The sequence below is a fragment of the Pseudomonas sp. I8001 genome (assembly GCF_013385345.1).
Taxonomy (GTDB): Bacteria; Pseudomonadota; Gammaproteobacteria; order Pseudomonadales; family Pseudomonadaceae; genus Aquipseudomonas.
The window spans coordinates 90,614-104,416 of sequence record NZ_JACAQC010000012.1; the positions used below are offsets into that span (position 1 = coordinate 90,614).

The 13,803-nt window shown below is 61.7% G+C and carries 14 protein-coding genes and 1 tRNA gene; 8 read left to right on the forward strand and 7 right to left on the reverse strand.

The window, feature by feature from the left end:
• The first annotated feature begins 87 nt into the window (after window positions 1-87).
• Window positions 88-489, forward strand: a complete 402-nt coding sequence (locus HX839_RS12770) for a hypothetical protein (RefSeq protein ID WP_256344708.1) — start codon at window positions 88-90, stop codon at window positions 487-489.
• Between the two features lie 91 nt (window positions 490-580).
• On the opposite strand, the gene HX839_RS12775 is transcribed toward HX839_RS12770, so the two are convergent.
• The 4 genes from HX839_RS12775 to HX839_RS12790 form a co-directional block, all read right to left on the reverse strand.
• Window positions 581-656: transfer RNA gene (locus tag HX839_RS12775), tRNA-Phe, on the reverse strand.
• A 103-nt stretch (window positions 657-759) separates the two neighbouring features.
• Window positions 760-1,032 carry an oxidative damage protection protein gene (locus HX839_RS12780; protein WP_087693327.1) on the reverse strand — a complete coding sequence of 91 codons (273 nt, stop codon included), beginning with the start codon at window positions 1,030-1,032 and terminating at the stop codon, window positions 760-762.
• Window positions 1,029-2,096, reverse strand: a complete 1,068-nt coding sequence (gene mutY / locus HX839_RS12785) for an A/G-specific adenine glycosylase (protein WP_087693328.1) — start codon at window positions 2,094-2,096, stop codon at window positions 1,029-1,031. Before mutY ends, HX839_RS12780 begins: the two co-directional genes overlap by 4 nt.
• Window positions 2,093-4,309 (reverse strand): AsmA family protein, encoded by a 2,217-nt coding sequence (locus HX839_RS12790; protein ID WP_177067129.1) that lies wholly within the window; start codon window positions 4,307-4,309, stop codon window positions 2,093-2,095. The genes mutY and HX839_RS12790 overlap by 4 nt, the downstream gene beginning before the upstream one ends.
• A 295-nt stretch (window positions 4,310-4,604) precedes the next feature.
• Here HX839_RS12790 and HX839_RS12795 point away from each other — a divergent pair, with 295 nt between their 5' ends.
• From HX839_RS12795 to HX839_RS12825, 7 genes are all read left to right on the forward strand, one after another.
• Window positions 4,605-6,266 (forward strand): OFA family MFS transporter, encoded by a 1,662-nt coding sequence (locus HX839_RS12795; protein ID WP_003218039.1) that lies wholly within the window; start codon window positions 4,605-4,607, stop codon window positions 6,264-6,266.
• A 240-nt stretch (window positions 6,267-6,506) separates the two neighbouring features.
• Window positions 6,507-7,100 carry an imidazoleglycerol-phosphate dehydratase HisB gene (hisB, locus tag HX839_RS12800; RefSeq protein ID WP_003218037.1) on the forward strand — a complete coding sequence of 198 codons (594 nt, stop codon included), beginning with the start codon at window positions 6,507-6,509 and terminating at the stop codon, window positions 7,098-7,100.
• The gene (gene hisH, locus HX839_RS12805; RefSeq protein ID WP_003218034.1) at window positions 7,100-7,738 is read left to right on the forward strand and encodes an imidazole glycerol phosphate synthase subunit HisH; all 639 of its coding nucleotides are present in this window, start codon (window positions 7,100-7,102) and stop codon (window positions 7,736-7,738) included. The genes hisB and hisH overlap by 1 nt, the downstream gene beginning before the upstream one ends.
• A complete protein-coding gene (locus HX839_RS12810; RefSeq protein WP_003218033.1) occupies window positions 7,738-7,995 on the forward strand; it encodes a DUF2164 domain-containing protein in 258 nt (85 codons plus the stop codon). Before hisH ends, HX839_RS12810 begins: the two co-directional genes overlap by 1 nt.
• A gap of 39 nt (window positions 7,996-8,034) precedes the next feature.
• Window positions 8,035-8,772, forward strand: coding sequence for a 1-(5-phosphoribosyl)-5-[(5-phosphoribosylamino)methylideneamino]imidazole-4-carboxamide isomerase (hisA, locus tag HX839_RS12815; RefSeq protein WP_008435688.1), 738 nt, complete (start codon window positions 8,035-8,037; stop codon window positions 8,770-8,772).
• 9 nt (window positions 8,773-8,781) lie between these two features.
• Window positions 8,782-9,552: an imidazole glycerol phosphate synthase subunit HisF gene (gene hisF / locus HX839_RS12820; RefSeq protein ID WP_003218030.1), complete on the forward strand. Its 771-nt coding sequence runs from the start codon at window positions 8,782-8,784 to the stop codon at window positions 9,550-9,552.
• Window positions 9,553-9,618: 66 nt separating this feature from the next.
• The gene (locus tag HX839_RS12825; protein WP_003218028.1) at window positions 9,619-10,377 is read left to right on the forward strand and encodes an ABC transporter substrate-binding protein; all 759 of its coding nucleotides are present in this window, start codon (window positions 9,619-9,621) and stop codon (window positions 10,375-10,377) included.
• Here the strand turns inward: HX839_RS12825 and HX839_RS12830 are convergent.
• The 3 genes from HX839_RS12830 to HX839_RS12840 all read right to left on the reverse strand — a co-directional run bounded on the left by HX839_RS12830 (window position 10,330) and on the right by HX839_RS12840 (window position 13,800).
• On the reverse strand, window positions 10,330-11,634 hold the full coding sequence (locus HX839_RS12830) for a Vps62-related protein (RefSeq protein WP_177067130.1): 1,305 nt from the start codon (window positions 11,632-11,634) through the stop codon (window positions 10,330-10,332). The genes HX839_RS12825 and HX839_RS12830 overlap by 48 nt on opposite strands.
• Window positions 11,635-11,708: 74 nt before the next feature.
• A complete protein-coding gene (locus HX839_RS12835) occupies window positions 11,709-12,491 on the reverse strand; it encodes a divergent polysaccharide deacetylase family protein (protein WP_008435686.1) in 783 nt (260 codons plus the stop codon).
• Window position 12,492: 1 nt separating this feature from the next.
• Entirely contained in the window at window positions 12,493-13,800 is a 1,308-nt protein-coding gene (locus tag HX839_RS12840) for a S41 family peptidase (RefSeq protein ID WP_003218023.1), read from the reverse strand.
• Between the last annotated feature and the right edge of the window lie 3 nt (window positions 13,801-13,803).

Below are 13,803 nucleotides of genomic sequence, written 5' to 3' on the forward strand. Positions count from 1 at the left end.
AAGAGTGGCGATCACTGGGGAATTAAGGATGGAGCAATGGGGTCGGAATGAGGTGTTGATAACCGGCGCTTTGGATCGTCTTACTGTATGGTCGCCGCCTGGATGACCGGTTGGTCTGATTGGAGCGCTTCGCAGCCTGCCGCAAAACAGGCGCCTGCCAGGCTTGGGTACTTTCGTGGTGATGAGTTTGGGTGCGACATGGAAGCAGTAAAAATGGATTTTGAGTATGCCGGTGCCGAGAGCGTCGGTAGTGCCCACGTGATCGGCCGTTCCTGGCTTGGCGGCCTCAGCATCTGTTTTGACGGAGGCTGCAGCTACCCCTCGATGATCAGCGTGCTGGAGGCTGTGTTCAGGCGCTACGGACGCCTGGTGCGTTTTGGCGAGTCGCTCTCGGCGCAGGATTGGATTGCGCGCGTGGAGGAGAGTGGTTTTCACATCTCCGAGCAGGAGCGGGTTGCGGTGTTGACGTTGATGCGGGGCGGGGGCTGAAGGAGTCAAAAACGCCAGGCAACAAAAAACCCGCACCAGGCGGGTTTTTTGTGTGTTTCAGATGACATTTGCACCACCTGAAACTAATTAGTGGTGCCCAGAGACGGAATCGAACCGCCGACACGGGGATTTTCAATCCCCTGCTCTACCGACTGAGCTATCTGGGCAACGGGGCGCATTAAACGGGTTTTTCAGGGGGTCGTCAAGCAAGTTTTCAAAAAATATTTAATTATTACCGTCGCTTACGGGCCAACCCCCAAATTTGATCAATTATTCAGCAGGTGGCACGTAGCCGTCGGCCTTGGCGTAATCCTCGCCGGAAAAGTACTTGTCCATCTCGCCCTGCAGGTATTTGCGGTCTTCGGCGTTCATCATGTTCAGGCGCTTTTCGTTGATCAACAGGGTCTGGTGCTTTTGCCAGTCAGCCCAGGCCTTGGCGGAGACGTTGTCGAAAATGTCCTGGCCCTTGGCGCCAGGGAACGGGGCGCGCTCCAGGGCGGGCAGTTCTTCGTGGTACTTGCGGCAGATGATGGTGCGGGTCATGACGGAACTCCTGCGTTCAATACTTCAGCCGCGCGCTTCAGCAGTTTTTTCACCGGGGCGGCAAGGCCCAGGCGCGGCGGGGTGGCGAGGTTATACCAGAGCCAGTCAGCCTCGGCCACGTGATGGGCAGACTCCTGGACCTGGACCAGCCAGGGTTCGATAGCCAGTTGGAAGTGGCTGAAGGTGTGGATCAGGCTCGGCAGCTCCTGGTGTTTGCCCAGCGCCAGCGAGTGCTGGTTGGCCAGGTGTTCCAGGTCGGCCAGGTCATCCAGCTCCGGCAGGCTCCACAAACCGCCCCACAGGCCTGTGGAGGGGCGACGGTAAAGCAGGATCGCGCCCTCGTCATTGGCCAGCAACGGCATCAGCGTGCGCTTCTGGGGCACGGTCTTGCGTGGCTTGGGGATCGGGTAGCGGGTTTCCAGGCCGAGCAGGTGCGCTTCGCAGCCCTTTTCCAGCGGGCACAGCAGGCAGCTGGGCTTGCTGCGGGTGCAGAGGGTGGCGCCCATGTCCATCATGGCCTGGGTGTAGGCGTTGACGCGGTCATGGGGCGTAAAGCGCTCTGCGGTGGCCCACAGCTGTTTGGCGACCTTCGGCTCGCCAGGGTAGCCCTCTTGCGCGGTAAAGCGCGCCAGCACGCGCTTGACGTTGCCATCGAGGATCGGCGCTCGCAGGCCCATGCTCAGGCTGGCAATCGCACCCGCGGTGGACAGGCCAATGCCGGGCAGTTCGGTGAGTTTTTCGACGTCACGGGGAAACTCGCCGCCATATTCGGCAACGACGATCTTCGCGGTCTTTTGCAGGTTGCGCGCCCGGGTGTAGTAACCCAGCCCGGTCCACAGGTGCAGCACTTCGTCTTCCGGCGCGGCAGCCAGGGCTTCGACCGTTGGCAAGGATGCCATGAACCGGTCGAAGTAGTTCAGCACGGTGCTGACCTGGGTCTGCTGCAACATGATCTCCGAGACCCACACCCGGTAAGGCGTGATGCCCTGTTGCCAGGGCAGGTCATGGCGACCGTGGCGGTCGTACCAGTCGAGCACCGCCGTTGAAAACTGCTCGTTTCTCATCGTTTGAACAGGCCTTTAAGCGCGTCTTTCAGCTGTGGATTGACCTTGTCGAGCTTCTGTTCAAGCTTCTCGCTGAGCTTGTTGCCCGCCGCCTTGATGGCGACCTGGCTCAAGCCGTCCTTGTCCAGGCGGCAGGCCTTGGCGCCCAGTTCCAGCGGGCCACGGCAGCGCAGCGGGACTTCGATGTTCTGGAAATTGGAGCCCACCTGGCAAGCCGGGTCCGGCACGTCGCGCTGGTCGCCTTCGACGATAATGCCGACGCGGTAGTCCATGCCCAGCACGCGCAGGTCGACGTCACCGTCGCCGTTGACGGTCAGGCCCGGGATGCGCACTTTCAGGTCGGGGTTGCTGGCCACGCCATTGCGGAAGGTCAGGTTGCCCTTGAGTTCCTGGAACGGGGTGTCCTTGCCGCGCTGGTCGCCGCTGAGGGTCTTGCGGTTGAGCAGGGCGATGCCGGTGCACAGCTGTTGCTCGATGTTGGCGTTGAGCAGCACGCCGTTGTTGATCGCGAAGCTGGCGGTACCGTTGAGGCTGTCGATCAGGGCTTTCTGGCTATTGCCGCGGCCGTTGAGGTTGCTGTCGAGGGTGAGCTGGCCCTTCACCGGCGGGTTCTGCCCCTGGGCTTGCAGGATGCGTTCGACCGGTACCTGCTTGATGCGGGTTTGCAGCGCCAGCAGCGGGATGTCCTGGCGCACGTCAAGGTTGCCGTTGGCCTGGAAGGTGCCGTTGTAGAGGCCGCCGCTCAAGGTATCGAGCTTGAGCTGGCCATCGAGGCCGGAGGCTTTCAGGGCGGCATTCTGGATCGGCAGCTTGCTCAGGGTCAGTTGGCCAAAGGACAGGTCGGCGTTTACGTCCAGGGTGCGCAGGCGGGTCAGCGGCAGCAGCTTGTCGGTACTCCACGCGGCTTTGGTCGGGGCGTCCGGCAACGGTGTGGTGCCACCGGCCGCCATGGCGCCGGCTTCGCTGTTCTGCACTTCAGCCTGGCGCGCGGCCGCAGCGCCCTTGGCGGCTTCGGACTTGGCCGGCAGGTAGTTGTCGGCGTTGAACGTATCGGCCTTGAGCTGCACCCGCAGGGATTGCCTGGCGAAATCATCCACGGCCACGCGACCGGTGAAGGTGCTGTCGTCGAGTTTCAGGTTGAGGTCTTCAAGCGCCAGGCTGGTCGGCGTGCCCTTGAGGCGGCTGACCAGTTCGACCTTGCTCAGGCTGCCGGCGGCCATCGGTGGCAGCGGGTTGCCGACGCTGTCGAGGAACTTGGCCAGGTCAAACTGGGCAATCGACAGGGCGCCGCTGAGCTGTGGAGTCTTGTCCAGGTCGTTGACCTTCAGCTCGCCCAGGGCGCGCAGTTGGTTCAGCGACAACTTCATGCCGGTCCATTCGGCGATATTCGCAGACTGGTCCACCAGCAATTGGCCCTGGGTCGAAAAGGTCACGGTCTTGCCTTGCAGCGGCTCGCCGGTGGCTTCACCAGTGACCTTCATGTCTTCGAACTGGTAGCGCTTGAGGGCGCGCTGAATGCGCAGGTTGCCGTTGACCTCGGTCTTGACGCGCATCAGCGGCTGGTTGGTGCCGAAGAACGCGGTGAGTTTGACCGGGATGCTTGCACCTTCGTGCACGGCGCCGGCACTCAGCTGGATGCTTTCGGCGCTGAACTGCTTGCCGGTCTGCTCGTCGTTGTATTCGACGCGGGCGTTGTTGATGGTCAGGCTGTCGATGTCCAGGCGGATCGGCTGCGGCGGCTTTTCAGGCTTGGGCGGTGTGGCCGCTTCAGTCACGGCAGGCGTGGTGGCGGCGGCAGCCGGGTCCGGCACATTCTTGCCGATGTCTTCCCAGTTGCCGTGGCCATGCACGTCTTTGTTCAGGCGCAGGTTCAGGCCTTCGACACGTACATCGCTCATCTGCACTTCACGGCGCAGCAGCGGCAGCACGCGCACCGACAGGCCGAGCATCTGCAGGTCGGCAAACGGTTGGCTCGGATTGGTCAGGGTCGCAACGCTGGCCTCGTGCAATTCAAGACCGAGCCAGGGGAACAGGCTCCAGCCGATGTCGCCATTGAGCGTCAGCTCGATGTGGGCCTTGTCGCGGGCAATCTGGCGAATCTCGTCTTTGTAGTCGTTGGGATCGAAGAGATGGGTCAGGGCAAAGCCTAGAGCCACAATGATCAGCAACAGCCCGAGAAGTACCAGACCCAGGATTTTGCCGAACGCTTTCATGGGCGAGTCCTTGTATGTCGATTTTAAAATTTAGCCGAAGAGTATAACGCTCGTAGCCCTATGGCTGTTTAGGGATCGTTACATGGCGTCAAACAAATCAGATAACTCCAGAAAGGTGATATCAGTTTGGTTTTTCTGTCATCCACAGATGCTAATCTGCGCATGTTCGTCTGCCGTCTGCGACTAAACGTCGCGTTTAAAAGGAGCTTTACTCAACAAAACGGCCACGCCTTGCGTGTAAGGCCGAGGGAGAGAGCGCCCGACGGACACATACTAATAACTGGGGGAAACACCAATGAGCACTAGCACTGCGGCGGGTAATACTGCTGCACAGCCTGCGTTCCTGTCCAAGGAACGCATTATCGCCAAGCCCGGGTTCAACCGTTGGCTGGTACCACCGGCCGCCCTGGCGATCCACCTGTGTATCGGCATGGCCTACGGTTTTTCGGTGTTCTGGCTGCCGTTGTCCAAGGCGCTGGGGATCACCGCACCGGTCGCCTGCGCGCCGGACATGAGCTTCATCAGCCAGGTCTTCTCGTCGCAATGCGACTGGCCCATCTCCATGCTGGGCTGGATCTACACCCTGTTCTTCATCTTCCTCGGCTGCTCTGCGGCGATCTGGGGCGGCTGGCTGGAACATGCCGGGCCACGCAAGGCTGGTGTCGTTTCGGCCTTGTGCTGGTGTGGCGGCCTGCTGATCTCCGCGCTGGGGATCTACACCCACCAGATCTGGCTGATGTGGATCGGCTCCGGGGTCATTGGCGGTATCGGCCTGGGCCTGGGCTATATCTCGCCGGTCTCGACCCTGATCAAGTGGTTCCCGGACAAGCGCGGCATGGCCACCGGCATGGCGATCATGGGCTTCGGCGGCGGCGCGATGGTGGGTGCCCCGCTGGCAGCCGCCTTGATGGGCCACTTTGCCTCGCCGACCAGCGTTGGCGTGTGGCAGAGCTTCGTGGTCATGGCCGTGATCTACTTCGTGTTCATGATCGGCGGCGCCTTGTCCTACCGTGTTCCGCCTACCGGCTGGAAGCCTGAGGGCTGGACTGCCCCGGCGAAAAAAGCCAGCAATGCGATGATCACCCACCGTCACGTGCACGTGAACGTGGCCTGGAAAACCCCGCAATTCCGCCTGGTGTGGCTGGTGCTGTGCCTGAACGTGTCTGCCGGCATCGGCATCCTCGGCATGGCTTCGCCGCTGCTGCAGGAAGTGTTCGGCGGCAAGTTGCTGGGTAACGGCCTGGCATTTGGCCAACTGGATGCCGGCCAACTGGCTTCCATCGCGGCCATCGCAGCCGGCTTTACCGGTCTGTTGAGCCTGTTCAACATCGGTGGCCGGTTCTTCTGGGCATCGTTCTCCGACTACCTGGGCCGTAAAAACACCTACTTCGTGTTCTTCGCCCTGGGCTTTGCCCTGTACGCGTTGATCCCGAACCTGGGTCACCTGGGTAACGTCGCGCTGTTCGTGGCGGCGTTCTGCATCATCCTGTCGATGTACGGCGGTGGTTTTGCGACGGTGCCGGCTTACCTGGCGGACCTGTTCGGTACGCAAATGGTGGGTGCGATCCACGGTCGCCTGCTGACCGCTTGGGCAGCGGCGGGCGTACTGGGTCCGGTGCTGGTGAACTACCTGCGTGAGTATCAGTTGAGCATCGGCGTTGAACGCGCTGCCGCCTACGACATCACCTTGTACATCCTCGCCGGCCTGCTGGTGCTGGGCTTTATCTGCAACCTGCTGGTACGGCCGGTGGCAGACAAGTACTTCATGACCGACGCCGAACTGGCTGCCGAGCAGGCGCTGGGCCATGACAAGGGCGCCGATTCCAGCACCGTGCTGGAGTGGAAAGCCTCCTCCGGCAGCGTGCCATTGGCGGTTGCCGCCTGGCTGGCGGTGGGCATTCCGTTGGCGTGGGGCGTGTGGGTCACCCTGCAGAAAACCGCAGTCCTGTTCCACTAACACCGCGTAACCCTTGTGGGAGCGGGCTTGCTCGCGAATGCGATGGATCAGTCAGCACATGTATTGGCTGACCCACCGCCTTCGCGAGCAAGCCCGCTCACACACAAAGCTGCTCCCACACTTGTACTGACATGTCTATCCCCGACACTCCATCAGTCTTATCCCCTCCGATGTTTCTGTTTAGCGCCCGCGCCCCTATAATGGCTGCCTTTTTCGCCCAATGATTTTGCGGAGCTGGTGATGGCCGAACGTAAGGCGTCCGTCGAGCGCGACACTCTGGAAACCCAGATCAAAGCCTCGATCAACCTGGATGGCACCGGAAAGGCCCGATTTGATATCGGTGTACCTTTTCTTGAGCACATGCTGGACCAGATCGCCCGTCACGGGCTGATCGACCTGGATATCGTCAGCAAGGGCGACCTGCATATCGACGACCACCACACGGTGGAAGACGTCGGTATCACGTTGGGCCAGGCATTTGCCAAAGCCATCGGCGACAAGAAAGGCATCCGTCGCTACGGCCACGCCTATGTCCCGCTGGATGAAGCGCTGTCGCGTGTGGTCATCGACTTCTCCGGCCGCCCGGGCCTGCAGATGCACGTGCCGTACACCCGCGCCACCGTGGGCGGCTTCGACGTCGACCTGTTCCAGGAATTCTTCCAGGGTTTCGTCAACCACGCCCTGGTCAGCCTGCACATCGACAACCTGCGTGGCACCAACACCCACCACCAGATCGAGACCGTGTTCAAGGCTTTCGGCCGTGCCCTGCGCATGGCCGTGGAGCTGGATGACCGCATGGCCGGGCAAATGCCGTCGACCAAGGGCGTCCTGTAATGCAGACGGTCGCGGTTATCGACTACGGCATGGGTAACCTGCACTCGGTGGCCAAGGCCCTCGAGCACGTAGGTGCCGGCAAGGTGCTGATCACCAGCGATGCCGACGTGATTCGCGAAGCCGACCGGGTGGTGTTCCCGGGGGTTGGCGCGATTCGCGACTGCATGGCCGAGATTCGCCGCCTGGGCTTCGACAGCCTGGTGCGTGAAGTCAGCCAGGACCGGCCGTTCCTCGGCATCTGCGTGGGCATGCAAGCCTTGCTCGACAGCAGTGAAGAGAACGACGGCGTCGACTGCATCGGTCTGTTTCCGGGCCAGGTGAAGTTTTTCGGCAAGGACCTGCACGAAGACGGCGAGCACCTGAAGGTGCCACACATGGGCTGGAACGAAGTGCGCCAGACCGTGGATCACCCGCTGTGGCACGAAGTGCCGGACCTGGCGCGTTTCTATTTCGTGCACAGCTATTACATCGCCGCCGGTAACCCGCGCCAGGTGGTGGGTGGCGGGCACTATGGCGTCGACTTCGCCGCGGCCCTGGCCGACGGTTCGCGCTTTGCCGTGCAATTCCACCCGGAGAAGAGCCATACCCATGGCCTGCAATTGCTGCAGAACTTCGCCGCGTGGGACGGGCGCTGGTAATGGCCAAGAAGGTCAAGCCGCCGATCTTGAACCTCACTCCCCAGCAGGAGAGTGAGGCCACCGACAAGATCAAGCGTTTCATGGAAGACCGCTTCGAGCTCAAGCTCGGCTCGTTCGAGGTCGCAGAAATCCTCGAACTGTTCACCACTGAAATTGCTCCGCACTATTACAACAGGGCGATTTTCGATGTGCAGACGCACCTTAAAGAAAGGTTCGAAAGCATCGAAAGCGACTTGTGGGCGCTCGAGAAACCCTGATTTCCCGAGCAACGCTGAATATCGAATAAGGTTTGCCAGATGCTGATTATTCCCGCTATCGATCTCAAGGACGGCGCCTGCGTACGTCTGCGCCAGGGCCGCATGGAAGATTCCACGGTGTTCTCCGATGACCCGGTGAGCATGGCTGCCAAGTGGGTGGAAGGCGGTTGCCGTCGTCTGCATCTGGTGGACTTGAACGGTGCGTTCGAAGGCCAGCCGGTCAACGGCGAAGTGGTGACGGCGATCGCCAAGCGCTACCCGAACCTGCCGATCCAGATCGGCGGCGGTATCCGCTCCCTGGAAACCATCGAGCACTACGTGAAAGCAGGCGTGAGCTACGTGATCATCGGCACCAAGGCCGTGAAAGACCCGGCCTTCGTCGCCGAAGCCTGCCGTGCGTTCCCCGGCAAAGTGATCGTGGGCCTGGACGCCAAGGACGGTTTCGTCGCCACCGACGGCTGGGCCGAGATCAGCACCGTCCAGGTGATCGACCTCGCCAAGCAGTTTGAAGCCGACGGCGTCTCCGCCATCGTTTATACCGACATCGCCAAAGACGGCATGATGCAGGGCTGCAACGTACCGTTCACCGCTGCGCTGGCTGCGGCCACCAGGATCCCGGTGATCGCTTCCGGCGGTATCCACAACCTGGGCGACATCAAGTCGCTGCTGGACGCGAAGGCGCCGGGGATCATCGGCGCCATCACCGGCCGGGCGATCTATGAAGGCACCCTGGACGTCGCTGAAGCCCAGGCTTACTGCGACGCCTACAACGGCTGAGGACTGACCATGGCGCTGGCCAAACGCATCATCCCTTGCCTGGACGTCGACAACGGTCGCGTGGTCAAGGGCGTCAAGTTCGAGAACATCCGTGACGCCGGCGACCCGGTGGAGATCGCCCGTCGCTACGACGAACAGGGTGCTGACGAGATTACCTTTCTCGACATCACCGCCAGCGTCGATGGTCGCGACACCACGCTGCATACCGTGGAGCGCATGGCCAGCCAGGTGTTTATCCCGCTGACCGTGGGCGGTGGCGTGCGCACCGTGCAGGACATTCGCAACTTGCTGAATGCCGGCGCGGACAAGGTTTCGATCAACACCGCCGCGGTGTTCAACCCGGAATTTGTCGGCGAAGCCGCACAGCACTTCGGTTCGCAATGCATCGTGGTTGCCATCGACGCCAAGAAAGTCTCCGGCCCGGGCGAAACTCCGCGCTGGGAGATCTTCACCCACGGCGGGCGCAAGCCGACCGGGCTGGATGCCGTGCAGTGGGCGATGAAGATGGAAGCCCTGGGTGCCGGTGAAATCCTGCTGACCAGTATGGACCAGGACGGCATGAAAAACGGCTTCGACCTGGGCGTGACCCGCGCCATCAGCGACGCACTGGGCATCCCGGTGATTGCTTCCGGCGGCGTCGGCAACCTGCAGCACCTGGCCGACGGCGTGATCGAAGGCCACGCCAGCGCAGTGCTGGCGGCGAGTATTTTCCACTTTGGCGAATACACCGTGCCTGAGGCCAAGGCCTACATGGCGGCGCGCGGTATCGTCGTACGCTAAACGTCACTGGACACCATGGCAGGCTCGCGGCACTCTCTGGGCTTGCCATGGATTCCGGTAACTTTCATGTTCAAAGACCTGCTGCTCGCCCTCGCCAGTACCACCGTTCTGCTGACGGGTTCGGCTTACGCTGATGAACCGTCCGACGGCGCTTCCCTGGTGTTGCTGACGGAAAACTTCCCGCCGTACAACATGGCGAAAAACGGCAAGAACTTCGCCAAGGAAGAGAACATCGAAGGCATTGCCGTGGACATCGTCCGCGAGACGTTCCAGCGTGCCGGTATTTCCTACAACCTGACCCTGCGGTTCCCTTGGGACCGGATCTACAAACTCGCCCTGGAAAAACCCGGTTACGGCGTGTTCGTGATGGCGCGCTTGCCGGACCGTGAGGCGCTGTTCAAATGGGTCGGCCCCATCGGCCCGGACGATTGGGTGCTGCTGGCCAAGGCTGACAGCAAGATCCAGCTGAGCGACCTTGAGCAGGCGCGGCGCTACAAGATCGGCGCCTACAAGGGCGACGCCATCGCCGAGAGCCTGGAGAAGCAGGGGCTCAAGCCGGTGATCGTGTTGCGGGATCAGGACAACGCGAAAAAGCTGGTGGATGGCCAGATCGACCTGTGGGCCACCGGGGACCCGGCGGGCCGTTATCTGGCACGCCAGGTCGGGGTGACCGGGCTCAAGACTGTGTTGCGTTTCAACAGCGCGGAGCTGTACCTGGCGCTGAACAAAAACGTGCCGGATGACGTAGTGGCGAAACTCCAGGCGGCCCTCGATCAGTTACGGCAGGAGGGTGTCGTCGATGAAATCATGGGGCGTTATCTCTAGGTTGTTTTCTGTGGGCTCGGGCACCTCTGCTGGTACTTCCTCTGGCTCCTCAACAGCAGTAACCGCCGCTTCAGGTTGCAGCAGCTCGCTGAAGTAGACGTTATCTCCGCTGGCATAGGTCAGGGTTGGCCCGAGCTGGCTGCCGTCAGCCCGCAATAGCTCGTATCGGCTTTTGACCAGGTAGGCAGCGATGGATTTATTCGCCGGGATGTAAGCCATCACATCCGCCACGCCCTCCCGTTCCCAGCCTTGTGCGGTCAAGCCCGTATGCGTGAAGTCGCGATTGAGGTTGGCACTGATGCTCAACGGATGGCGGGGTGCCCAGGCAGCCTTTATATCGACGCCGGTCAAGGAGCGCAGGCCCAAGGAGAAATCACTGATCTCTCCTTTTGCGAATACCCAACTGAAGGTTTGGCTTGCTGGCGTGGTGTTTTGACCGCTGGCTACCAAGCTGTACTGGTCGATTCTTTTCAACCGATATACCGGGCACGTTTGCAGTTTTTCCAGGGGCGTCAGGGTCGGGTCGTTCACGGTAAACCAGGGCAGTTCGCACACATGAATGCCCTCTGTTACCTGCTCCGGCATCGTGCGTCCTGGTGCCATTTCGGGTGAAAGTGGCGGCAAATCTTCGGAATGAAGCGCAAGGTCCAGCCGCAGGGCGTGCACCGGGTGTTGCCTGGTTGGCTTGGCATAGCCCTCGGCGCCGGTAAAGGTGCCCGGTGCCAGGTAGGCTTGACCAGGAGCTGCTTGCGACGGGGAGACACCCCAGGCGCTGAAGTCCCGGTGGGCGCCGCTGCCTTGGTCGCTCCAGATCAACTGGTCGACATAGGCCTGAGTCACCAGGTCTTCTCTGACACAGCGGATGGTATTGCGTGGTGGTTTGTCGTTACCGAGGCCACAGACCAGCCCCATCGCCACATAACCTTCTGGAGCGGTGGGCCGCCAGATTGAGAAATTGGCGCGTGCCCTTGGTCCCGAGTGTTCCCAGACTCTCTCGAAGTCGACGGGGGGCCGCAAGGCGGTGCCATTCTCCCGGTCAACTTCGCTGACAACAGCGACGATGTTCAGTTGATTGATGTTGTGGTAACCCGCCACCGCCACATCACCCAGCGGGACGAAGTTGCCCAGCGCGTCGGAGGATGTGCTCGGGCGCCAGAAGGTCACGGGTTTCTCGGCGCGAGTGCCTTTGTCGTTCCATACAGGAACGAACTCGGTGGTGAAGTTGATCAGCAGGTCTTTGTATTGCAGTGAGTTCATCTACAGACTCTCCAGTGGATACGAAGATCCACTATCGAAGAGTCCGCTCGGTCAGGCGCGGTAGCTATATAGCACTAGCGGTAAGTGCCGTTTTTTCCGTGGCCGGCCATGGCCTGGTTGCTGCGCAGGCTGATCATCAACTTGATGTCGATCCACTCGACGCCCTGGGCCTTGAGCTTGGGCAGCTCACGTTCGAGTACCGCCAGGGTCTGTGGATAAGGGTGGCCGATCATCACCGCCGACCCCTGTTTGTGGGCCAGCTTGATCGCGGTCTGCAGCTGGGTGGTGATGGCCGCTTCGGTGCGTTCGTCGTCGAGGAACACATCCCGCGAGACGCTGGCCAGGCCAATCTTTTGCGCCTCGGCGGCGGCGACGGTTTTAGCGCTGGTGCGGCTGTCGACGAAGAACTTGTGGCGTCGTTGCAGCTCACCCATCAACCAGGCCATGGCCTCCGGCTGGGCGGTCATGCGGCTGCCCATGTGGTTGTTGATGCCGGCGGTGTAGGGCACGGCCTTGAAGGCCGCGTCCAGGCGTTTGCCCAGCTCTTCGATAGGCAGGTCGGGGTGCCAGGCGAACGGGCCGGTGGCCGGGTCCATGGGCATGTGCAGGATGACGATCTTGCCGGCCTTGTGGGCTTCGCGGGCGAATTCGGCGGCGTGGGGTGTGTCGGGCATGATCGCCGTGGTCACCGGGCCGGGCAGGGCGAGCACACGACGATCCCGGGGCAGGTTTTGCCCAAGGTCGTCGATGATCAGGGTCAGGTAGGCTTTGTGTTCAGCGGGGGCTGCACTGGCGGGGTTGCCTTGGGCGACTCCCGCCAGACAGCACAGCAAAGCGATGATCAGTCCACGGCGCATATCAACGGCTGCGCGTAATGCTCAGGCCCTTGAGCAGGCTCAGCGCCTGGGCCAACTGATAATCGTCGTCCTGCGGCATCGGCTTGGCTTTCGAGCCGCTGCCGGTCGGCTGGTCGGCGCCGCCGTTGCCATTGCCCAGGTGGCCTTGCAGGTCCGCTTCCTTGTAGAACTCGCTGTCGGCTTCGTTGGTGATCTTGGCCTTGCGCACTTCGATGTCCGGCACGATGCCCTGGGCCTGGATCGAGCGGCCGTTCGGCGTGTAGTACAGCGCCGTGGTGATCTTCAAGGCACGCTCGTTGTTCAGCGGCAGCACGGTTTGCACCGAGCCTTTGCCGAAGCTGGTGGTGCCCATCAGCACGCCGCGTTTCTGGTCTTGCAGGGCGCCGGCGACGATTTCCGAAGCCGAGGCGCTGCCGCCGTTGATCAGCACAACCATCGGCACGCCTTCGCTGAGGTCGTTGCCGGTGGCCGAGAAGCGCAGCTCGGAGTTGGCGATACGGCCCTTGGTGTAGACGATCAGGCCCTTGGTGATGAAGTGGTCGACCACCTCCACAGCGGCCTGCAACACGCCGCCCGGGTTGTTGCGCAGGTCGAGCACGATGCCGCTGAGTTTCTTGCCGTTGTCTTTGCGCAGCTTGGCGAGGGCCTTGGCCACTTCGTCGCCGGTCTTGACCTGGAACTGGGTGATACGGATGTAGCCGTAGCCCGACTCCAGCAGCTGGCTCTTCACGCTCTTGACCGTGATGGTAGCGCGGGTCAGGGTCACGTCGAACGGCGTGCCGCCGTCGCGCACCAGGGTCAGGGTGATTTTCTGGCCGATCTTGCCGCGCATCTTGTCGACGGCTTCGGTCATGGTCTGGCCGCGGGTCGGCTGGCCGTTGATCTTGACGATAAAGTCACCGGCCTGGATGCCGGCCTTGGACGCAGGGGTGTCATCGATCGGCGAAACGACCTTGATGTTGCCGTCGTCGGCGCCGACTTCAATGCCCAGGCCACCGAATTCACCACTTGTGCTCTCCTGCAGCTCGGCGAAATCTTCCGGGCCCAGGTAGGCGGAGTGCGGGTCAAGGTTGCTGAGCATGCCCTTGATGGCATTTTCCAGCAGGGTCTTGTCGTCCACAGGTTCGACATAAGCGGCCTTGATCCGGTCCATGACCTCGGCAAAGGTGCGCAACTCGTCCAGCGGCAGCGGGGCCTTGGTGGTCGCGGCCGTGGCCGACTGGGCGGTCTGGTCGGCGAATGCCAAAGGCGCGCCGATCACCAGAGCGATCGTCAGGGCCAGCGATGTGAGGCGGGACAAATGCAGCATGTC

Coding starts and splice junctions, on each gene's coding strand:
- HX839_RS12830 (WP_177067130.1), bottom strand. CDS start 11,634: ATGAACTCACTGCAATACAAAGACCTGCTGATCAACTTCACCACCGAG.
- HX839_RS12780 (WP_087693327.1), bottom strand. CDS start 1,032: ATGACCCGCACCATCATCTGCCGCAAGTACCACGAAGAACTGCCCGCC.
- hisH (WP_003218034.1), top strand. CDS start 7,100: ATGCAGACGGTCGCGGTTATCGACTACGGCATGGGTAACCTGCACTCG.
- HX839_RS12790 (WP_177067129.1), bottom strand. CDS start 4,309: ATGAAAGCGTTCGGCAAAATCCTGGGTCTGGTACTTCTCGGGCTGTTG.
- hisF (WP_003218030.1), top strand. CDS start 8,782: ATGGCGCTGGCCAAACGCATCATCCCTTGCCTGGACGTCGACAACGGT.
- HX839_RS12770 (WP_256344708.1), top strand. CDS start 88: ATGGTCGCCGCCTGGATGACCGGTTGGTCTGATTGGAGCGCTTCGCAG.
- HX839_RS12840 (WP_003218023.1), bottom strand. CDS start 13,800: ATGCTGCATTTGTCCCGCCTCACATCGCTGGCCCTGACGATCGCTCTG.
- HX839_RS12835 (WP_008435686.1), bottom strand. CDS start 12,491: ATGCGCCGTGGACTGATCATCGCTTTGCTGTGCTGTCTGGCGGGAGTC.
- HX839_RS12810 (WP_003218033.1), top strand. CDS start 7,738: ATGGCCAAGAAGGTCAAGCCGCCGATCTTGAACCTCACTCCCCAGCAG.
- hisB (WP_003218037.1), top strand. CDS start 6,507: ATGGCCGAACGTAAGGCGTCCGTCGAGCGCGACACTCTGGAAACCCAG.
- mutY (WP_087693328.1), bottom strand. CDS start 2,096: ATGAGAAACGAGCAGTTTTCAACGGCGGTGCTCGACTGGTACGACCGC.
- HX839_RS12795 (WP_003218039.1), top strand. CDS start 4,605: ATGAGCACTAGCACTGCGGCGGGTAATACTGCTGCACAGCCTGCGTTC.
- HX839_RS12825 (WP_003218028.1), top strand. CDS start 9,619: ATGTTCAAAGACCTGCTGCTCGCCCTCGCCAGTACCACCGTTCTGCTG.
- hisA (WP_008435688.1), top strand. CDS start 8,035: ATGCTGATTATTCCCGCTATCGATCTCAAGGACGGCGCCTGCGTACGT.